Source organism: Pseudomonas sp. Os17, from assembly GCF_001547895.1.
In the GTDB taxonomy this organism is placed as follows: Bacteria; Pseudomonadota; Gammaproteobacteria; order Pseudomonadales; family Pseudomonadaceae; genus Aquipseudomonas.
Window position 1 is genome coordinate 169,012 of sequence record NZ_AP014627.1, and the last position, 19,685, is coordinate 188,696.

17 protein-coding genes are annotated in these 19,685 nt (G+C 65.0%); 14 read left to right on the forward strand and 3 right to left on the reverse strand.

Translation table 11 applies throughout. The features are described from left to right. Nucleotides 1-3 precede the first annotated feature (3 nt). From POS17_RS00750 to POS17_RS00760, 3 genes are all read right to left on the reverse strand, one after another. Entirely contained in the window at nucleotides 4-693 is a 690-nt protein-coding gene (locus POS17_RS00750) for an NYN domain-containing protein (protein WP_060836930.1), read from the reverse strand. A 262-nt stretch (nucleotides 694-955) separates the two neighbouring features. Further along, nucleotides 956-1,723: a DUF3142 domain-containing protein gene (locus tag POS17_RS00755; protein ID WP_060836931.1), complete on the reverse strand. Its 768-nt coding sequence runs from the start codon at nucleotides 1,721-1,723 to the stop codon at nucleotides 956-958. Continuing rightward, entirely contained in the window at nucleotides 1,693-3,885 is a 2,193-nt protein-coding gene (locus POS17_RS00760) for a hypothetical protein (protein WP_060836932.1), read from the reverse strand. Before POS17_RS00760 ends, POS17_RS00755 begins: the two co-directional genes overlap by 31 nt. Nucleotides 3,886-4,216: 331 nt before the next feature. Between POS17_RS00760 and POS17_RS00765 the strand changes: the two genes are divergently transcribed. The 14 genes from POS17_RS00765 to pgaB all read left to right on the forward strand — a co-directional run bounded on the left by POS17_RS00765 (nucleotide 4,217) and on the right by pgaB (nucleotide 19,684). Then, nucleotides 4,217-5,827, forward strand: coding sequence for a glycosyltransferase family 39 protein (locus tag POS17_RS00765; RefSeq protein WP_060836933.1), 1,611 nt, complete (start codon nucleotides 4,217-4,219; stop codon nucleotides 5,825-5,827). Between the two features lie 109 nt (nucleotides 5,828-5,936). Next, on the forward strand, nucleotides 5,937-6,398 hold the full coding sequence (locus POS17_RS00770; RefSeq protein WP_019093517.1) for an aminoacyl-tRNA deacylase: 462 nt from the start codon (nucleotides 5,937-5,939) through the stop codon (nucleotides 6,396-6,398). 14 nt (nucleotides 6,399-6,412) lie between these two features. Beyond that, the gene (locus POS17_RS00775) at nucleotides 6,413-6,658 is read left to right on the forward strand and encodes a DUF2789 domain-containing protein (protein ID WP_047300786.1); all 246 of its coding nucleotides are present in this window, start codon (nucleotides 6,413-6,415) and stop codon (nucleotides 6,656-6,658) included. Between the two features lie 64 nt (nucleotides 6,659-6,722). Beyond that, on the forward strand, nucleotides 6,723-6,968 hold the full coding sequence (locus tag POS17_RS00780) for a type II toxin-antitoxin system Phd/YefM family antitoxin (protein ID WP_060841856.1): 246 nt from the start codon (nucleotides 6,723-6,725) through the stop codon (nucleotides 6,966-6,968). After that, on the forward strand, nucleotides 6,958-7,239 hold the full coding sequence (locus POS17_RS00785; protein ID WP_060836934.1) for a type II toxin-antitoxin system RelE family toxin: 282 nt from the start codon (nucleotides 6,958-6,960) through the stop codon (nucleotides 7,237-7,239). The genes POS17_RS00780 and POS17_RS00785 overlap by 11 nt, the downstream gene beginning before the upstream one ends. Nucleotides 7,240-7,381: 142 nt before the next feature. Continuing rightward, on the forward strand, nucleotides 7,382-7,810 hold the full coding sequence (locus tag POS17_RS00790) for a MarR family winged helix-turn-helix transcriptional regulator (protein ID WP_060836935.1): 429 nt from the start codon (nucleotides 7,382-7,384) through the stop codon (nucleotides 7,808-7,810). Next, the gene (locus POS17_RS00795) at nucleotides 7,807-9,894 is read left to right on the forward strand and encodes an FUSC family protein (protein WP_060836936.1); all 2,088 of its coding nucleotides are present in this window, start codon (nucleotides 7,807-7,809) and stop codon (nucleotides 9,892-9,894) included. Before POS17_RS00790 ends, POS17_RS00795 begins: the two co-directional genes overlap by 4 nt. Next, entirely contained in the window at nucleotides 9,891-10,100 is a 210-nt protein-coding gene (locus tag POS17_RS00800) for a DUF1656 domain-containing protein (RefSeq protein WP_011058538.1), read from the forward strand. The genes POS17_RS00795 and POS17_RS00800 overlap by 4 nt, the downstream gene beginning before the upstream one ends. Further along, nucleotides 10,097-10,987, forward strand: coding sequence for an efflux RND transporter periplasmic adaptor subunit (locus POS17_RS00805; RefSeq protein ID WP_060836937.1), 891 nt, complete (start codon nucleotides 10,097-10,099; stop codon nucleotides 10,985-10,987). The genes POS17_RS00800 and POS17_RS00805 overlap by 4 nt, the downstream gene beginning before the upstream one ends. Further along, nucleotides 10,984-12,432 (forward strand): efflux transporter outer membrane subunit, encoded by a 1,449-nt coding sequence (locus POS17_RS00810; RefSeq protein ID WP_060836938.1) that lies wholly within the window; start codon nucleotides 10,984-10,986, stop codon nucleotides 12,430-12,432. The genes POS17_RS00805 and POS17_RS00810 overlap by 4 nt, the downstream gene beginning before the upstream one ends. A gap of 92 nt (nucleotides 12,433-12,524) precedes the next feature. Next, nucleotides 12,525-13,160: a hypothetical protein gene (locus tag POS17_RS00815; protein ID WP_060836939.1), complete on the forward strand. Its 636-nt coding sequence runs from the start codon at nucleotides 12,525-12,527 to the stop codon at nucleotides 13,158-13,160. Between the two features lie 218 nt (nucleotides 13,161-13,378). Further along, nucleotides 13,379-14,881, forward strand: coding sequence for a YdgA family protein (locus POS17_RS00820; RefSeq protein WP_060836940.1), 1,503 nt, complete (start codon nucleotides 13,379-13,381; stop codon nucleotides 14,879-14,881). 304 nt (nucleotides 14,882-15,185) lie between these two features. Further along, on the forward strand, nucleotides 15,186-17,672 hold the full coding sequence (gene pgaA / locus POS17_RS00825) for a poly-beta-1,6 N-acetyl-D-glucosamine export porin PgaA (protein ID WP_060836941.1): 2,487 nt from the start codon (nucleotides 15,186-15,188) through the stop codon (nucleotides 17,670-17,672). 14 nt (nucleotides 17,673-17,686) lie between these two features. Next, the gene (gene pgaB / locus POS17_RS00830) at nucleotides 17,687-19,684 is read left to right on the forward strand and encodes a poly-beta-1,6-N-acetyl-D-glucosamine N-deacetylase PgaB (protein ID WP_060841857.1); all 1,998 of its coding nucleotides are present in this window, start codon (nucleotides 17,687-17,689) and stop codon (nucleotides 19,682-19,684) included. Nucleotide 19,685 lies beyond the last annotated feature (1 nt).

Genomic DNA, 19,685 nt, shown 5'->3' on the forward strand with positions numbered 1-19,685 from the left:
GGCTCACCAATAGTCCGGTCTGATTGCGGGGGCCTTGCGGGTCGCGACTCGTTCGGGGAACTGGTGTTTTTGCAGTTCCTCGGCGGTGACGACCCGGCGCATCCAGTGGGCCTGCGCTTTCAGGGAGCCGGGTTGCGGACGCGGGTACTGTGGCCGGTGAGGCAGGATCACGCCAAGGGTCACGTCCGGAAAGTCTTCGCGAATGGCCCGCAGCGCCGGTGTCATGTCGGTATCCCCCGAGACCAGTACCAGTTGCTCGATGCGCTCGCCTGGAGGATGCAGAAGCTGTCGGGCCGCGAGGCGATACATGCTGATTGCCAGGTGGACATCGGTTTCCTTTTCCTCGAGTTTCCAGATGTCCACCGTGTCTTGGCGCGAAGCTCCCACGGCTTTATCGATGAAGCGCGGGGCTTTGGCCGGTTCAAGCTGGTGGCGACCCAGGTGCACATTGACCTGACGCGCTTTCAAGGCCCGCAAGTAGGTGTCTTGTGCTTCCTTGGAGGCTCGGCCGCGGGTGGCCAGCCGGGGTTTGACCGAAGAGGTGAAGTAGTCCACCGAGACCAGTCGGCTGGCGGGGTTCTCGATCTGCACGATATGGGTCAGCAACCCGGGCAGGTCGAGCCACTTGAATGGGGTGTCAGCCAGCAACCCGTAGAACAGGTTGTAGCCGTCGACAAAGAAAGCCGTGCGCACTATTCCATTCCCTGGAAACGAAAAAACCGGCCTGGGCCGGTTTTTTCACCCCAACGGCCAGCGAACTTAATCTCTGCGTACGGGGTTGAGTTGTGAGGTCGAGCCTAGTGCCTGTGCTCGTGGGGGTCAATCCTTGTCCGACGAGTGAGGAATGGCAAATGGCTGCCTGGTGCATCAACTCCGCAGGGACCGTTTTGCCCCAGCAGGCTCCGAGGATCAAGGGTATCGACGGGTATTACTGTGAGCACTTATTGCGCCGGATTCAGGGCTCAGGCTGAGGATTCTGCAAGAACACCACATAGCCCCTGAACCAGGGGCTGTCGCGCAGGGCCTGGGGTTCCTGCCAGTCGCCGCCCTGGATCAGGCCGACCTTGTAGGGTAGGCCCATGCGGTCCAGGCGCGGCAGGTAGCTGGCGTAGTTGGGGATGCTGCGGCGGCCCTGGTAGGTCTGCACCACCACTTCGTCCACCACGCCCTTGAGCTGGCCGATGGCTTGCGGGTCGGCGTTGCTGCCCCAGTCCATCAGGCCGGTGATGCTCAGGCGGTAGTGCGCGGGCAGGCGCTGGCGCAGGTCACGGAGGAAATTACCGTAGCGTTCGAGGTCGCGGGTGCTGCTGTCAAAGTCGATCTGGATGCCCACCACCGGGCTGCCCGTGGCCTGCCAGCGCTGCAACTGGCCGAACAGCTGGCGATACACCGGCTCAGTCCAGGCCAGGGTGTGGGCGCGGTATACCACCCACACCTGTTCCTGGGGCAGGCGCGACACCGGCAGGCCTTGGGCGATGAGCTGGACGCCGCTGGCCGGATGGCGCCGCGAGCGGCTGATCTGGCCCTGGAGGATGTACAGGGTCTTGGCCCGGGCCAGCACCGGCTGGGTTTTGACCCCGCTCCACAGCCAGAAGGCGTCGTGGTCGGCGGCCTGCACTGGCGCCGCGCCGGCCGCCGGGGTGGCCCACCACAGCCAGAGCGGCAGCAGGCCGTAACCCAGGGACTTCATTCTCACCAGTAGTAGCGCAATGACTGGCTCCATTGGGTATCCCCCAGCTTGGTCTTCAACTGACGGAACCAGGCCTTGCGCACGGCCGGTTCGACGCCGGCGCCGCCACAGTTGTTGTGGCCCGAGGAGGCGTAGCAGTTGATGGCCCGGTACAAGGCGTAGGCCCGGTCGTCACGGCTGGCCTTGGGGTTGTTGATCACCACCTGATAGCCGTCGAGCCGCGAGAACGGCTTGCCCGGGAACGCATCCGGGGTGCCGCCCAGGTTCTGGGCCGGTGGCGGGGTGTCCAGGGGCATGCGGTCGAAGCCGCTGAAGCGCATGAACTCGCCGAGGCAGATCAGCCCGGCCGGAGCCTTGGGATCACGCTGCAGGAGGGCGGCCGTCTCCACTAGGCTCGGGCACCGGTAGTCGGGGGTTTGCGCTTCGGGCTGTGCGCCATTCCAGTGGAAATCCTGCAATGGCGTGGTACTGAGGTAGATGTAGCCCAGGCTGGCGGGAAGACTGGCGTCGGGCAGGGTGGGCGGCAGTTGCTCGTAGTCCTGGCCGAAGGCCGCGTACTGGCCGCGGGTCAGGTCCTTGTACAGCAGGATAAAGCGCGCGGCGTTGCGCTCTTCTGCCGAGTCGGCCTTCTGCGCCTGTTGGCGCAGCAGTTTGGGCGAGGCCACCTGGCGCAGGAGAATGGCGCGCACCTGGGCGGTCTTGATCGGCGAGTCGGCGGCGAACACCTTGTCCAGTTGGCCGCTGCGCTCGTAGGTGTAGGCCAGGGCCAGTTCCAGCTGTTCGCGTTGCAGCGGTTGCTGGGCCAGGGGCAGCAATTGCAGCCACAGCGCCTCGGCGCCTTTCCAGTCCTGTTGGGCCTGCATTGCCAGGCCACGCAGGGTCTGCTGGCTGAAGCTCAGGTAGTCCAGGTGCGCTGGCAACTGGCTGGGCAGTTGCTTGAGCGCCGTGGCCGGTTGCTGCTCGACATACAGGCTGAAGGCGGCCTGCAGATAATCGAACAGTGCCGGTTGCCCTTCGAACAGGGCTTTTTGCTGTTGCAGGGTGTCGCGGGTCAATACCGCCGGCGTGGCGCCGCGCATGTGCATCAGGTCCTTGACCGCCAGCAGCAGCGGGGCCTTGAAGTTGTCTTCGGGCAGGCTCAGCAGTTTGTAGTCGACTTCTTCCACCAGGTCGTCCAGACGCATGTTGCGCGGGGTGCCCGGCGCCTGGGTCAGTTGCCAGGCGTAGTCGTCGGCCAGGGCCGGGGTGTCGCCCGTCAGCCAGTGCACACGCCGGATCAGGCCTTTGGCGGACACGGCGTAACGACCCTGTGGATAAGCCTTCAGGTAGGCCTCGAAACCGGCGCCGGCCTGTTGCAGGACGGCTTTGTCCACATGCTCCAGATTGACCATGCTCCATTCATCGAAGGCGTTCTGCTGGGCCAGGTTGAGGGTGGTGCGCGGGCTCATGTAGGCCGCGGTTTCGGCCAGCCAGGGCTGGGGATTGTCCTTGAGCGCGGCAAAACCGTTGCCGGCTTCGCTGAAGCGGCCGCTGTAGAAGTCGGCGGCGGCCTGCAGGTAGCTGGCGAACGCCTTGGCCGCCGCCGAGTTCAGGTTGCCTGGCAGCAGCTTGCTCATTTCGCTGGCGTTCCAGCTGCAGCTGGCCAGCAGTTGCACCCGGGCTTCGGCCAGGGCCTGGCGTTCTTCCGGGCTCAGTGGCGCCTGGTTGAGCTGCTCGACAAAGGCCAGGGCGCTGGCGTCCGAGTTGCTGCGGCAGCGGCTGCCTTCTCCGGAGAGAAAGCCGTCCCCGGCGGTTTCCTTGCTGTCGCGACGCAGGCCCACGGCCTCCAGCAGGCTGTCGAGCTGCTCGGTGGCGGGCGAGGGGCCGGGCTTGGGTGGGTTGCCCGTGTCGGGGTCGAGTTCAGGGGCCGCCGGGTACAGGCGATAGTGCATGAAGGGTACGGGACCGTAGCCCATGCCCAGTTCATCCTGGGTCAAGGCCCTGGGAGTCAGAGGCAGACTGCCCTGGTCGGCCAGCAGCAGCCGCAGGTTGACCCGGCTGTCGTTGCCCGGGCTGAGAAAGGGCAGGTTGCTGCAACCGTCCAGTTGGTTGGCGTACAGCTTCCAGGTCGGTGAGCAGGTGTCATCCGAACTGGCCTGGGCCTGGCCGGCGCAGAGCGCCGCGAGGGTCAATGACGAGAGCAGAAGCTTGCGCATGAATTGTCCTTAATTCAGAAAAGCCGGGAGGGCAGGTTCCGAGTGTGGCGAAAATCATACAGAAGGCGCCGGCTGGCACCTACGTTGCTGGTTAGAAAATCTGCCGTTCTGTGACGCGACTTTGCTGTCCTCCGGTCTATGTTCATCCATTGCCGGGGAGGGCCGGGCCTGACCCCGGAGCGCGGTGCCCGAGGGCAATCGTCAGGAGTCGCACAAGACATTCGATGAGCGGCTTTTTGCCCGCGTGTCTGAGCTTTGCGGTTTTCCAGGCAAAGGACGATGCTGTCGGGGTTTTAGCGACCAGATCATGCGAATTTATGGGGAGCAAGGAATGGATTTTCGCAGAGCGCCGGAGTTGATCGGGCGTTTGCAAGAGCAGGCCGTCGTGCCTCAGGAGCAGGGCGTGCAACGGCTGATGCGCCGGGTGCTTGAGTACTGGTTGCTGCCGGTATTGCTGCTGGCGGCGGCCGTTCGCTTTTATGACCTGACCGCGGCGGCCATCTGGGGCGATGAAGGCTCCAGCCTGGTGCTCAGTCAGTATTCGCTGAGCGATATCTGGGTGCATGCGGCCCGCGACGTGCATCCCCCGCTGTATTTCATGCTGTTGCGCGGCTGGATCGAACTGTTTGGCGACGGGATCTTTTCCATTCGCACCTTCAGCGCGCTGCCGGGGATCGTCACCGTAGGGCTGGGCGTCTGGCTGGTGGCGCTCCTGGCGACCCGCCGCGCGGCGATTCTCGCCGGTGTGCTGCTGGCGCTGCTGCCCACGGCCGTGCGCTACAGCCAGGAAGTGCGCATGTATGCGCTGCTGGGCCTGTTGCTGTTGGGGGCGACCCTGGCCCTGGTGTACTGGCTGCGCCAACCCTCGCGCCGGGGCTATCTGGTCAGCTACGCGTTGCTGATGACCCTGGCCTTCTACACCCATTACTTCACGGCCTTCTGCGTGCTGGCGCACTGGCTGTACCTGGCGCTGTCGGGCGTGCGCGGCGAGGGCGACAGGCGTCTGATCGTCCGGCCGGCCTGGTGGCTGGCGAATGCGGCGATCGTGCTGCTGTACCTGCCCTGGGTGCCGGAGTTGCTGGACCTGCTGCGGCATATGGACGAATTGAAGGCCAACGGCGATGTCGGCTGGGAACCTCCGGTGACGTGGACGTCGCTGCCGGCGATGGTCTGGCAATTGCTGATCCAGGACGAGGGCGACAACCTGCCCGGGGCGCTGTTCGTGGGCATGCCGTTGCTGTTGCTGGCGCTCTGCAGCGTACCGGCCTGGCGTAAGTGGGCGCCGGTCCGCTTTGGCGGGCTGCTGGCGAGTTTCACCCTGCTGCCGTTGTTGCTGGTGTTTGCGGTGTCGTTCGCCTCCCCGGTGTTTATCGAGCGCTACCTGACCGCCTATGCCCTGGGGGTGCCGATGATCATCGCGGTACTCGTCGATCGCTGGCTGAAATCGGCCCGGCTGGTGGCGCTGGCGCTGCTGGTGGGGTTTGTCGGGCTGGAAGCGGTAGGGCTGAAAAACAACATCGATGTCGACGCCAACGACCAGGTCAGCGTGATGGTCGACTACGTCAACCGGCACTACGTGGCCGGTGACCGCATCGTGATCAGCGACATGCTTTGGTACCTGAGCTACCTCTACTACAACCGCACCGATGCCCAGCCGATGCTCTATACGCCGCCGCTGCCGGGAGGCGCCTCCAGCAGGCCGAACGCCTACGGCTTTGGCACCCTGATCGACCAGCCGGACCAGGTCTACCTGGACCAGTTGAGCCGTTTGCCGGTGGGCAGCGGGCGCTATTGGCTGGTGGGGTCGGACGATCCGGCCGAAGAGTTCGCGCCGTTGCCGCCGGGGTGGCGCAAAGTCAGTCAGTTCGCCGCGGGCGGTACCCGGGCGCGGCTGTTTGTCCTCTGTGGCCCGGCAACGGGCGTGCCCTGCACCGGGCAATGAGCGCGCAGGGTGCCGTTCGGAAGTTCGGGGCATTGAGTTGCGCCGTGCGACCTAGACTTGCATCAGGAGTCACAGTCCTGTCCCCGTTCGCGGGGCACCGAGGTGCATCATGCGTATGGCAAGAACCGTGCAGCGCAGCCTGGAACAGGCGGCTTGCGAGTTTGATCTGGTGACCCATCCCCATTCCGCCAGCAGCCTGGAAACGGCGCGGGTGGCTGGGGTGCCGGCGGAGCGGGTGGCCAAGTCGGTGATTCTCGACGATCACCACGGCCACTACCTGATGGCGGTGTTGCCGGCCAGCCGTCACCTGGACCTCGGCAAGGTGCGCGGCAGCGGCGAATGGCAGATCACCCGGGAAAGCACCCTGGCCCATCTGTTCAACGATTGCGAGCGCGGCGCGGTGCCGGCCCTGGGCGAGTCCTATGGGCTGGACGTGGTGATCGACCCGCTGCTGACCCGGCAGAAAGACATCTATCTGGAAGCCGGCAACCACCACAATCTGGTGCACATGAGCATGGCCCAGTACCTGAAGCTGGTGCCCCACGCTGAAGTCTGCGAAGTCTCGCACTGATCAGGAGCCTGACCATGGAAGCACCGACCCACAACCTGCCGGCGCTGTTCAAACAGTTGGGGCTGGCCGATGACCCGGAGAGTATTGATCGTTTCATCGCCACTCATTCGCCGCTGAAACCGGAGTTGCACCTGGCGGACGCGTTCTTCTGGAGCAAGAGCCAGGCGGACTTCCTGCGCACGGAAGTGCTCGATGATGCGGACTGGGCGGAGGTGGTGGATCAGTTGGATGTGTTGTTGAGGAAGGGGCGCGGGGGGTGATGGGCTGTGGTTGTTGTGATGGGGTATTTAGACCAGAATCATGACCTGAATTGAGGTCATGATTATGCAGAGCATTCTGGCTGACAAAGCCGTCAGCGTATCCGAGTTGAAGAAAAACCCGTCTGCCGTCTTGAGTGGTGCCCAGGGGGGACCCGTGGCGGTGTTGAATCACAATCGTGTCATGGGCTACATGGTTCCGGCCGAGGTTTTCGAGGCGTTGATGGAACGCCTGGATGATCTTGAGCTGGCCGAGATCGTTCGCGCGCGCAGCCATGAGACGCCCGTCCCGGTCAGTCTGGATGACTTATAGACTTGAGTTCCTGCCTTCGGCACACAAGGAATGGAACAAGTTGGGGCATACCCTTCGAGCACAATTCAAGAAAAAGCTCGCCGAACGGCTTGAGGTGCCGCGAATCCCGGCTGATGCCCTGCACGGACTTCCCGATTGCTACAAGATCAAACTCAAGGCTTCGGGTTACCGGCTGGTTTATCAAGTGATCGAAGAACGGGTAGTGGTTTGCGTGGTTGCGGTAGGCAAGCGCGAGCGTGGAACTGTGTACGAGCAGGCCAGGAAGCGCTGAGGTTTGTCGGGAAGCTGTGCTTCTCCATCATCCGGTAATTGTTACAAAACTTGACTGGATTTATTCGTCGATGCCATATTGATAGTTAGCAAACTAACAGTGTGCGAACAGTCTTGTGCCCAACTCCCTTGAATCACTCCACATGAACATCAGCAGTGGCATGGTGGTCGCGTCCCGGCATTGGCGGCGGATCTGCCAGAGCACCCTGGTCAATTTCGGCATTTCCGAAGCCTGTGCGGTGCCCCTGCTGATGATCGGGCGCCTCGGCGAGGGCGTGCGCCAAGTCACCGTGGCCCAGGCCGCAGGGATGGAAAGCCCATCGCTGGTGCGCCTGTTGGATCAACTGTGCAGCGCCGGCTACGTGTGCCGCAGTGAAGACCCCAACGATCGTCGGGCCAAGTGCCTGAGCCTGACCGACAGCGGCCGCGAGCTGGTGCAGGCGGTGGAAAGCGAGCTGGTGCGGCTGCGCCATGACGTTCTGGAAGGCATCAGCAGCAGCGACCTGGAAGCGGCGCTGCGGGTGATCCGCGCCTTCGAGTCCGCCAGCCATGTGCCGGTGCTGTCCTCTTGAAAGGCTTCTTTACCGGCATGCCCCCCGCGCGGGACTGGTTCTACGGTGTCCGCACCTTCGCGGCATCGATGATCGCCCTATACATCGCCATGCTGATGCAGATGCCCCGTCCCTATTGGGCCATGGCCACGGTGTACATCGTCTCCAGCCCCTTTGTCGGCCCCACCAGTTCCAAGGCGCTGTACCGGGCAATCGGGACCTTTCTCGGCGCGGCGGCGGCGGTGCTGCTGGTGCCGATGTTCGTGCAGAGCCCCTATGTGCTGGTGCTGATCATTGCCCTGTGGACCGGGATCCTGTTGTTTCTGTCCATGCACCTGCGCACCGCCAACAACTACGCGCTGATGCTGGCCGGCTACACCCTGCCGCTGATCGCCCTGCCGGTGGTGGACAACCCTCTGGCGGTGTGGGACGTGGCCGAGGCGCGCACCGAGGAAATCTTCCTTGGCATCATTTGCGCCGCGGTCATCGGCAGCCTGTTCTGGCCCCGGCGGCTGGCCCCGGTGTTCGTCGATTCCGCCGGCAAGTGGTTCGCCGATGCCGCGCTCTACAGCCAGCGCTTCCTGGCCCGCAACGTCCAGCCCGAAGAGGTCAGCGCCCTGCGCACATCGATGGTGGGCACCTTCAACACCCTGGAGCTGATGATTGGCCAGTTGCCCCACGAAGGCGCCCGGCCGCAGACGGTGCGCAACACCAAGGAGCTGCGCGGTCGGATGATCCACCTGCTGCCAGTGGTGGACGCCCTGGATGACGCCCTGTATGCCCTGGAGCGGCGGACCCCGGAGCTGGTGGCGCAATTTGCCCCTGTGCTGGCCAAGGCCGAAGCCTGGCTGCAAGGCACCGCCCGGGATGCCTCGGTGGAACACTGGCAGGCCCTGCGCAGCGAGCTCGAAGCCCTGCAGCCCAGCGCTGAAGCGCTGGACGATCGACGCCAGCTGCTGTTTTCCAATGCCCTGTATCGCCTCGGTGAGTGGATCGACCTCTGGCAGGACTGCCGCAGCCTGCAGCACGCCATCCAGTGCGAAAGCCAGGACACCTGGCGCGCGGTCTACCGGCATTGGCGCCTGGGCCGCCTGACGCCGTTTCTCGACCGCGGGCTGATGCTGTATTCGGCGGGCTCGACGGTGCTCGCGATCATCGTCGCCTCGGTACTGTGGATCCTCCTGGGCTGGACCGACGGCGGCAGCGCGGTGATTCTCGCGGCGGTGGCCTGCAGCTTCTTCGCCTCCATGGACGACCCGGCGCCGCAGATCTACCGGTTCTTCTTCTGGACCGCGATGTCGGTGCTGTTCGCCAGCCTCTACCTGTTCCTGATCCTGCCCAACCTGCACGATTTTCCGATGCTGGTGCTGGCCTTCGCCGTGCCCTTTATCTGCGTCGGCACCCTGACGGTACAGCCGCGCTTCTACCTGGGCATGCTCCTGACCATCGTCAACACCTCGTCCTTCATCAGTATCCAGGGCGCCTACGACGCGGATTTCCTGAGCTTTGCCAACTCCAACCTGGCCGGGCCCATGGGCCTGCTATTCGCCTTTGTCTGGACCCTGATCGCCCGACCGTTCGGCTCGGAGCTGGCGGCCAAGCGCCTGACCCGCTTCAGCTGGCGCGACATTGTCAGCCTTTCCGAGCCTGCAACCCTGGCCGAGCACCGGCACATGGCCGCGCAGATGCTCGACCGGCTGATGCAGCACCTGCCGCGCCTGGCCATCACCGGCCAGGACACCGGCGCCGCGCTGCGCGAGTTGCGCGTGGCGCTCAACGTGCTGGACCTGCTGGCCTACGCGCCGCGGGTGCGGGGCGTGGCCCAGGCCCTGCTGGGCCAGGTGGTGGCCGAGGTCGGCGAATACTTCAATGCCTGCCTCAAGGCCGGCGAACGCCTGCCGGCCCCCGGCGGCCTGCTGATGACCCTCGATCGCACCCGCCGGGCCTTGGGCAGCCAGGGCCTGCAAGGCGACGACGAAACCCGCCTGCACCTGTTGCACGCCCTCAGCGGCCTGCGTCTGGCACTGCTGCCGGGGGTGGAATTCGTCGCCACCGGCGAGCTTGAACACCCCCTTCCCCATGGCATTGATGGAGCGCCCTTGTGATCGGTGATCTGGATATCAGCGGGGTGTTCCTGCCCACGCTGCTGGTGCTGATGGGCATCACTTATGGCTTGTACCTGCTGGTGCACGGGGTGCTGACGCGCTTGCACTTTTATCGTCTGGTCTGGCACCGGGCGCTGTTCAACGTGGGTCTCTACGCGCTGCTGCTGGGCGCGGTGGACTCTCTGAGTCGATACCTGATGACATGAAAAAACCCTTATTGACCATTGGCCGTGTGGTCCTGACGTTACTGGTGGTGACCTTCGCGGTCGTGGTGGTCTGGCGCATGGTGATGTACTACATGTTCGCGCCCTGGACCCGGGACGGGCACATCCGCGCCGATATCGTGCAAATCGCCCCGGACGTGTCCGGGCTGATCCAGCAGGTGGAGGTGCGCGACAACCAACTGGTCAAGCGCGGCCAGGTGCTGTTCAGCATCGACCAGGACCGCTTCAAGCTGGCCCTGCGCCAAGCCAGGGCGGCCCTGGCCGACCGCCAGGAAACCCTGGCCCAGGCCCAGCGCGAGGCCAAGCGCAACCGCGGCCTGGGCAACCTGGTGCCGCGCGAGCAACTGGAAGAAAGCCAGTCCCGCGAGGCCCGTGCCCAGTCGGCCCTGGCCGAGGCCCAGGTGGCGGTGGACAGCGCCCAGCTCAACCTCGACCGCTCGGTGGTGCGCAGCCCGGTGGACGGCTACGTCAACGACCGCGCGCCGCGCACCCAGGAGTTCGTCACCGCCGGGCGCCCGGTGCTGTCGGTGGTGGACAGCAATTCCTTTCATATCGATGGTTACTTCGAAGAAACCAAGCTCGACGGCATCCATGTCGGCCAGGCGGTGGATATCCGCGTGATCGGCGACCGCGCGCGGCTGCGCGGGCATGTGGAAAGCATCGTCGCCGGGATCGAGGACCGTGATCGCAGCAGCGGCTCCAACCTGCTGCCCAACGTCAACCCGGCCTTCAGCTGGGTGCGCCTGGCGCAACGGATTCCGGTACGGATCGCCTTTGATGACGTGCCGGCGGACTTCCGCATGATTGCCGGGCGCACCGCCACGGTGTCGATCCTCGACGACCAGGCCAAGCGGGAGCCCGGGCAATGAAGCCGGGCGCATGTTTGGCCCTGGCCGGGCTCGGCCTGCTGCTCTCGGCCTGCCAGATGGTCGGGCCGGACTACCGGCTGCCCAAGGACGCGGCGCTGCAGCGCCAGGACTTGCAGGGCGAGTTGAGCGCCAAGGACGCCAACGTGGTGTCGGCACCGGTGCCCGCCGACTGGTGGCGGCTGTACCAGGACCCGCGCCTGGACCAGCTGGTACAGCAGGCCCTGGCGTCCAATACCGACTTGCGGGTAGCCGCGGCCAACCTGGCCCGCGCCCGGGCCCAGGTAGATGAAGCCCAGGCCGCCGGCGGCTGGAGCGGTGGGGTCAAGGCCGGGGTCGAGCGCCTGCAGGAATCCGGCGAGGCCTTCCTGCTGCCGGAAAAAGTGCCGGTGGCCAACGTCGGCAACCTGTCCATCAGCACCTCTTACCAATTCGACCTGTTCGGCACCCTGCAGCGCGGCATCGAGGCGGCCCAGGCCAATGCCGACGCGACCCAGGCCGCGGCCGATACCGCGCGCATCACCCTGGTGGCGGATGTGGTGCGGGCCTACACCCAGGTCTGCGCGGCTAACGAAGAGCGGGAAATCGCCGAGCACTCCCTGAGCCTGCAAGCCCATAGCACCGAACTGACCCAGCGCCTGCGCGATGCCGGGCGCGGCGACGAAACCCAGGTCACCCGCTCCCAGACCCAGTTCAAATCCCTGCGCGCCGAGCTGCCGCGCTATGAAGCCGCGCGCCAGTCGGGGCTGTTTCGCCTGTCGATGCTGCTGGCCAGGCCGGTGGATCAATTGCCTGCTGGCACCGGTACGTGCGCCGAGTTACCGCACATCGCCCAACTGTTGCCGGTGGGTGACGGCGCGGCGCTGCTCAAGCGCCGTCCCGACGTACGCCAGGCCGAGCGCCAGCTGGCCGCCGCCACCGCGCGCATCGGCGTGGCCACCGGGGCCCTGTACCCGGACATCAGCATTGGCGCGACGGTCGGCACCGTGGGCATCCTCGACAACCTCGGCAAGCCGTCCACCAACCGCTGGGGCTTCGGCCCGCTGATCAGCTGGACAGTGCCGGCCAACGGCGCCCGCGAGCGCATTCATGAGGCCGAGGCCGCGAGCCAGGGCGCCCTGGCGCATTTCGACGGCGTGGTGCTCAACGCCATTCGTGAAACCCAGACCGGCCTGGCCCAGTACAGCGCGCAACTGCAACGCCGCGAGGCCCTGGCAGATGCCGAGCAGTCGGCGCAACAGGCGGCGGACCAGACCCACCGCTTCTTCCAGGCCGGACGCGTGTCCTTCCTCGCCGACCTGCAAGCCACCCGCACCTACACCGATATGCGCGCGCAACTGGCGGCGGCCAATACCCAGGTGGCAATGAGCCAGATCGATCTGTTCCTGGCCCTGGGTGGCGGCTGGGAAAGCGGACGAACGCAAGCTTCGCCACCGATCAAACCCTGAGGCCGTTGCTATGCTTTGAACAGTTGCAAAGCCTGTGGTGCAACGGGTTTTGCAACCGATCAAAGCATGTGATGGTCATGGGGATTCCAATAATGAAAAACCCTTATGCTCCGGGCTTCTGGTGCGCGCTCTGTGCGCTGGTGCTGCTCTCTGCCACCTACTTCTACGGCATCATGCTGGCCCATCAGATCGACAAGGCCATGGTCTTTCTCGACAGCGCCAGTGCGCTGATCGCGGTGCTGGCCATTGGCGTGGTGGCCTGGGCCTCCTGGCAGAATCAGAAAATCAGGAAACGACAGCTCGAACAGAGCAAGACCCTGGTGGTCATCTGGGACACCAAGGTTGCCCTGCGCCGGGTCGAAACCGTATTCGACCGCTATTTCTGGGGCAGCTACTGGCAACCGGGGCGCACCTTCGCCGAAGTCATGGGCGAACTGACCGGCACCCCGCTGGAAAAGAGCCTGGAAGCCCTGAAGAAGCAGTGCATGCTGCTCGACAAGCAGGCCGACGACGGCCACCACTGGCTGAGCAACGCCCGCGAGCTGTCGGACGTCGCCACCGCCATGGCCCGGGAACGCTATCAGCTGGACTTCTGCGACCCCCGGGGCGAGTCCCGGGGCAACAGCACGGTGATCGACCGGGATTTCGAGGTCCTGGTCTACACCTGGAGCGCGCGCCTCAAAAGCTTCGACCATCAACTCGATGCCCTGGAAGTCCAATACTCCTGAGCTGCAAGCTGCAAGCCTCAAGCCTCAAGCCTCAAGCCTCAAGCCTCAAGCCGCCTGCTGCCGCTAGCTTGCAACTTGAGGCTTGTAGCTTGCTGCTGGTTTAGCTTTGGCCGCCAGTGGTAATCTGCGCCGTTTTTACGCGGAGTCGAGCCGCGACCCGTCATGGGTTCAGGGAAGACCAGCACACCTTCAAACAACGGATATTGATCGGGTCAGACATGAATAAATCAGCAGGCGTACTGTTAGGAATCGTCGTCGCAGTAGGTGCCATCAGTGCCGGCGGCGCCTGGTACACCGGCACCAAGCTGGAAGGGGTCCTGCAGCAGCAGGTGATCGAGAGCAACAAGGAGCTGCAGACGGCGCTGATCGGCTACGACGCCACCGCTACCCTGGAACTGGTGTCCCTGGAGCGTGGCGTATTCAGCAGCAACGCCCGCTACCGCCTCAAGGGCCAGGGTGAAGTGTTCGGTGGCGATCTGGAACTGATGATCGCCGACCACATCGAACACGGCCCGCTGCCGTTCTCGCGCCTGATCCGTCTCAAGTGGCTGCCCGTTATGGCGTCCAGTCATTTCCAACTGGAAAATAATGCCCAGACCGACAAGTTGTTTGCCGCCACCAAGGGTGCTGCACCGTTCAAGGGCGTGGTCAATGTTGGCTATGACCTGTCCGCCGAGGGCACTGTGGATTTCGCTCCGATGGAGCTGGCCCGGGATGAGCTGAACAACCTCAAGTTCTCCGGCCTGAACGCCACCTTCAGCGTCAGCGAAAACCGCCAGAAAGCCAAGGTCGACGGCTACATGGACAGCCTGAGCCTGTTCCTCAGCTCGCCGGATAAAGCACCGCTCAAACTGGAAATCAACGGCCTGACCCTGGCCAGCAACTTGCAAAAGAGCAGCTTCGACTACTACCTGGGCCAGAACACCCTGGAGCTCACCAGCACCAAGGCCACCTTCGGTGACAAGCAGTCGGTGCTGACCCTGAAGAACTTCGAACAGAAGACCTCCAGCGAAGAAACCGGCAGCACGTTAGCGGGCCGCGCGGATTACCGAGTGGGCGAAATCGCCTTCGACGGCAAGACCGTGGGTTCGGCCGAGATGCTCTGGAGCATGAAGAACCTCGACAGCCAGGGCATGCTCGATCTGCTCCAGATCTACCAGACCGTGCTGCAGCCGTATCAGCAGGCTGCCACCGCGGCCACTGCCGAGGGCGAGCCGGCGCCGGAACTGCAAATGAGCGAAGCTCAAGAGGTCAAGGTACGTGCCGCGGTGAACAAGGTCCTGGAAGCCAAGCCGCAGATCGCCCTGGAAAGCCTGGCATTCAAGACCGCCGGTGGTGAAAGCCGTTTCAGCCTGAGCCTGGATCTGGCCAAGCCGCAGAGCCTGGAGCTGCCGCCGGCCGAGCTGGGCAAGCAACTGGTCAGCCAACTGGACGCCAAGCTGTCGCTGTCCAAGCCGATGGTGGCGGACGTGGCGGCCTTGCAGGCCCAGGCTGAAGGCCTGACCGATGCCAAGCAGATTGCCGAGCAGAGCGCGGCCACCGCGGAAATGCTCAGCGCCATGGCCCTGGCCACTCAACTGGCCAAGCTGGAAGGCAATAACGTGGTATCAGCGCTGCACTACGCCAACAACGAGGTGAATTTCAACGGCCAGAAGATGAGCGTTGAACAGTTCGTGGGCTTTGTCATGAGCAAGATGGGCGGTGCTGGCGCCCTGCAATAAGCCGTTAAAAGGGGCGCTTTGCCCGCCCCTGATTCCCCCTCGACGCCCGGTGCTGTGTGACGCAGCCCGGGCGTTGTGCTGTCTGCAGCACCTGGGCGGTGACGGGCGAACGCCGACCGCTCTGACGCGGTGCCTGCACAGGTCTTGAAAACTGATTCTGAATAAAGATGGGGATTCAAATTCTCGACTACCCTTCGTGGAAGAATTTCCCGGAAAGCTATGCCGGGTCATGCGTTCCCGCTACCTGACGTCTGCAAGGGCGAGCGGGTTGAGCTCCGGCTTGCTATGTAAGGATGCTGACGAAATGCCACGTATTGCTCATCCCGCTCGCCGTTGTGGTCTGCGCCCGCTTTTTGGCCTGGCGCTGTGCAGCCAGCTGCTCTGGTCCGGGGGAGCCTGGGCCGATGCCGCCTATGACCAGTTGATCATCCAGGCCCGGGCCGGCAGTTATGCACCGGCACTCGACCATCTGCGGCAGGTGCCGGACAGTGCCTTGAACAACGGGCTGGTCAGTGATCACTTGCAGATCGCCAGCTGGGCCGGGCTCGACGCCGAGGTGGTGAAGGTCTATGAAACCCAGGGACGCAACCGCGTGCTGCCGCTGCAGGCGCTGACGGCCACGGCCCGGGCCTATCGCAACCTCAAGCAGTTTGACAACGCCACCCGGCTTTATCGCCAGGCCCTGGAGCGCGAGCCGCAGAATGCCGACCTGCAACTGGGCCTGGCCCTGACCCAGGCCGACGCCAACCAGCCGGCGGAGGCGGTGGCCCGGACCCGGGCTCTGGTGGCGGCCAAGCCCGATGATCCGTCGCGGCGCCTGGCGCTGGGCTATGCACTGACCCGGGCCAATCAGCCCTACGACGCCCTGGCCGAGTACGACCAGGCCTTTGTTCGCGCCGGCGACAAGCCCGAGGTCCTGCGTGAATACATCTACGCCCTGCAACGGGCGCGCTTGCCGGAGCCGGCCCTGCGCCTGGCCCGGCAGCATCCGGGGCTGATCGATCCGGTCATTCAGCGGCGGATCCAGGCCGATCTGGCGGCCGAGCGGGTGCGCCTGTCGGAGCTGGCCAGCCGTGGCGAGAAGGAACGTTTTGTGGTGGCCGACCGCGCCCTGGCCGACTATGACGCCCTGTTCGCGGCCTGGGAGCATGACCCTCAGGCTCAGGAAGACCTGACCCGCTGGCGCATCGACCGGTTGGGGGCGCTCAAGTCCCGGGCGCGTACCGCAGAGGTGATCAGCGAATATGAGCAGCTCACCGCTGCCGGTGTGGCCATTCCCCCGTATGCCCTGCGCTGGGTGGCGGCTTCCTACCTCGACCAGCGCCAGCCGGAAATGGCCGCGGATCTGTATCGGCGCGTACTGTCGGCCCCGGATGGCGATGCCACGTACCGTCTGGAAGACACCACCGCCCTGTATTACGCGCTACAGGAGAGCGAACAGCCGGAAGAGGCGCTGAAGCTCGCCAATGACCTGGCCGACAGCACGCCACGGCGGATTCAACTCACCGGACAAACCGTCGGCGACCCCAATGACGATTGGGTCGATGCGCAACTGCTGGCGGCCCAGGCCGGTGCTGCCGGTGTGTCGGGGGCGGACCTGCCGGGCACCGAACAACGGCTGGAGGCCCTGGCTGAGCAGGCCCCGGGCAATATCAGTGTGCGTCTGGCCCAGGCCGACCTGTACCGGGTGCGGGACTGGCCGCGGCGCTCGGAAAGCCTGCTCAAGGAAACCGAAAGCGTGGCCCCCCGCGATGTCAGCCTGGAAGTGTCCCAGGGGCACACCGCCCTGGAACTGCAGGAATGGCGGCAACTGGATGCCTTGACCGACGATGTGCTCGAGCGCTTCCCGGAAAGTCGCCAGGTGCAGCGCCTGGCCCGCGAGCGCGAAGTGCATGACATGGCCGAGTTGCGCGTCTCGACCTACGGCGGCAAGAGCTACGGCGGCGGCAGCAGCGGTGCCGGCGCAGTGGCCGGGAGCCGGGATTTCGGCATCGAAAGCCGGCTTTATACGCCGCCGATTGCCGAGGACTGGCGCCTGTTCGGCGGGATCGGCTACGCCATGGGCGATTTTCCCGAAGGCATCGGCCATCACCGCTGGCAGGTCCTGGGGGTGGAGCGGCGAACCCGTGACATGACCCTGGAAGCCGAAGTCTCCAACCACTCCTACGGCTATGGCGACAAGACCGGTGCCCGGGTGTCCCTGGCCCGAGACATCGACGATCACTGGCAATACGGCGGCAGCCTCGACTACCTCTCGGCCAACACCCCGCTGCGGGCGTTGAACAGTGACATCAGCGCCAATGGCGGCAGCGCTTTCCTGCGCTGGCGGGCCAATGAAAGCCGGGAATGGAAACTGTCCCTCAGTCCGTCGCATTTCAGCGACGGCAACAACCGTTTCGAAGCACTGCTCACCGGCCGTGAAGGGGTCTACCGCTCACCCAAGGTGCAGGTCGACCTCGGCCTGGAAGTGGGCGCCAGCCACAACACCCTGCAAGACACGCCCTACTACAACCCCGAGGCGGATCTCAGCGTGCTGCCCACGGTCACCGTCAACCACGTGCTCTATCACCGCTATCAAACCGCCTGGAGCCAGCAGTTCCAGGCTGGCGCCGGGACTTACAGCGAACGCGGCTATGCCACCGGCGCGGTGGGGCTGCTCAGCTACGGCCAGCGCTACAGCTGGAATGACGTGTTCGATATCGCTGGGGTCTTGAGCGTGATCAACCGGCCCTACGACGGCGATCGGGAAACCGATCTGCGTCTGGCGGTCGACCTTACCTATCGTTTCTAGAGACGAGCGTGATGATGCGCCTGATCAACCGTTGCATCCTCCTGCTGGGAGTCCTGGTTCTCAGCGCCTGTTCCCAGCCCGCGGCGGAGTTTGTCGCCCCGGCGCAGCGCCCCTTGCCTCACAGCGAGGCGCCGTGGCCGAAAAACCACGTGCTGGGCATTGCCTACCACGACATCGAGGATCGCGACCCGGACCAGCGGGTGGTGGCGGTGCGCACCGAGCGGATGATCGAGCAACTGGCCTGGCTGCGGGAGAACGGCTACCGGCCGGTGACCGTGGACCAGATCCTGGCGGCGCGCAAAGGGGGGCCGGAACTGCCGGCCAAGGCCATCCTGCTGACCTTCGACGACGGTTATTCGAGCTTCTACACCCGCGTGCTGCCGGTGCTGCGCAGCTATCGCTGGCCCGCGGTGCTGGCGCCGGTGGGCGTGTGGATCGACACCCCGGCCAATCAGCCGGTGGATTTCGCCGGCGAGCTGCGGCCCCGTTCGCAGTTCCTGACCTGGGCCCAGGTGCGCGAGATCTCGCGCTCCGGGCTGGTGGAAATTGCCGCCCATACCGACCACAGCCACCTGGGCATTCTCGCCAACCCCCAGGGCAACCTGCAGCCGGCGGCGGCCACCCGACGCTATGACGCCGCCACCGGTCGCTATGAAAGCGAGGCGGATTTCCAGGCGCGGATGCGCCACGACGTGACCAGCATCTCGGACAAGATCCTGGCGGTGGCCGGCTATCGCCCGCGGATCTGGGTCTGGCCTTATGGCACGGCCGACGGCTCCACCCTGCAAGTGGTCGACAGCCAGGGCTTCAAGATGGCCCTGACCCTGGACGACGGCCTGGATACCCTCGACAACCTGATGAGCAGCCCGCGCTTCCTGGTGGTTTCCGACCCGGACGGCATGCACTTCTCCAACAGCATCGTCGGCACCGAGGCCAGCGCCCCGATGCGGGTTGCGCACGTGGACCTGGACAATGTCTACGACCCGGATCCCAAGCAGCAGGAAATCAACCTCGGCAGGCTGGTGCAGCGCATGGCCGACCTGGGGGTCAATACCGTGTTCCTCCAGGCGTTTGCCGATCCCAAGGGGGATGGCCTGGTGCAGTCGCTGTACTTCCCCAACCGCCACCTGCCGATGCGCGCCGACCTGTTCGACCGGGTCGCCTGGCAACTGCGCACCCGGGCCCACGTCAAGGTCTACGCCTGGATGCCGGTGCTCAGCTTTGCCCTGGATGCCCACCTGCCCCGCGTCACGCGCTGGGACCCGGCCAGCGGCCAGACCGGCGTCGATCCCAAGCAGTACCAGCGGCTGTCGCCCTTCGACCCGAGCGTGCGGCGCCTGATTGGCGACCTGTATGAAGACCTGGCGCGGCTGACCTCGGTCGACGGCATCCTGTTCCACGACGACGCCGTGCTTTCGGACTTCGAAGACGCCAGCCCCGCGGCCTTGCGCGCCTATGCCGCCCAGGGGCTGCCGGATTCCATCGCCGGCCTGCGCGACGATCCGGCGACCCTGCAGCGCTGGACCCGTTTCAAGAGCCGCTACCTGATCGACTTCACCCATGAGCTGACGGCCAAGGTCCGGGCGATCCGCGGGCCCCAGGTGCAGACCGCGCGCAACCTGTTTGCCGAACCGATCGTCAATCCGCAGAGCGAAGCCTGGTTCGCCCAGAACCTCGACGACTTCCTGGTCAACTACGACTGGACCGCGCCCATGGCCATGCCCCTGATGGAAGGACAGAGCCTGAAACAGTCCGGGCCCTGGCTGGAGGCCCTGGTGGATCAGGTGCGGGCCCGACCCGGCGCCCTGCAGCGCACGGTGTTCGAGCTCCAGGCCCGGGACTGGCGGCAGAAGCCCGCCAGCGAGCTGTCGGCCCAGCAGATGGCGGACTGGATGGGCCGGCTCAAGCGCCGAGGGGCGACCCACTTCGGTTACTACCCGGACAACTTCCTCGAGAACTCACCGGACCTGAAAACCCTGCGGCCCGCGCTCTCCAACAAATGGAGCCCCTGAA

Coding starts and splice junctions, on each gene's coding strand:
- POS17_RS00755 (WP_060836931.1), bottom strand. CDS start 1,723: ATGGAGCCAGTCATTGCGCTACTACTGGTGAGAATGAAGTCCCTGGGT.
- POS17_RS00765 (WP_060836933.1), top strand. CDS start 4,217: ATGGATTTTCGCAGAGCGCCGGAGTTGATCGGGCGTTTGCAAGAGCAG.
- POS17_RS00770 (WP_019093517.1), top strand. CDS start 5,937: ATGCGTATGGCAAGAACCGTGCAGCGCAGCCTGGAACAGGCGGCTTGC.
- POS17_RS00775 (WP_047300786.1), top strand. CDS start 6,413: ATGGAAGCACCGACCCACAACCTGCCGGCGCTGTTCAAACAGTTGGGG.
- POS17_RS00760 (WP_060836932.1), bottom strand. CDS start 3,885: ATGCGCAAGCTTCTGCTCTCGTCATTGACCCTCGCGGCGCTCTGCGCC.
- POS17_RS00785 (WP_060836934.1), top strand. CDS start 6,958: ATGACTTATAGACTTGAGTTCCTGCCTTCGGCACACAAGGAATGGAAC.
- POS17_RS00820 (WP_060836940.1), top strand. CDS start 13,379: ATGAATAAATCAGCAGGCGTACTGTTAGGAATCGTCGTCGCAGTAGGT.
- POS17_RS00815 (WP_060836939.1), top strand. CDS start 12,525: ATGAAAAACCCTTATGCTCCGGGCTTCTGGTGCGCGCTCTGTGCGCTG.
- POS17_RS00805 (WP_060836937.1), top strand. CDS start 10,097: ATGAAAAAACCCTTATTGACCATTGGCCGTGTGGTCCTGACGTTACTG.
- pgaB (WP_060841857.1), top strand. CDS start 17,687: ATGCGCCTGATCAACCGTTGCATCCTCCTGCTGGGAGTCCTGGTTCTC.
- POS17_RS00810 (WP_060836938.1), top strand. CDS start 10,984: ATGAAGCCGGGCGCATGTTTGGCCCTGGCCGGGCTCGGCCTGCTGCTC.
- POS17_RS00790 (WP_060836935.1), top strand. CDS start 7,382: ATGAACATCAGCAGTGGCATGGTGGTCGCGTCCCGGCATTGGCGGCGG.
- POS17_RS00780 (WP_060841856.1), top strand. CDS start 6,723: ATGCAGAGCATTCTGGCTGACAAAGCCGTCAGCGTATCCGAGTTGAAG.
- pgaA (WP_060836941.1), top strand. CDS start 15,186: ATGCCACGTATTGCTCATCCCGCTCGCCGTTGTGGTCTGCGCCCGCTT.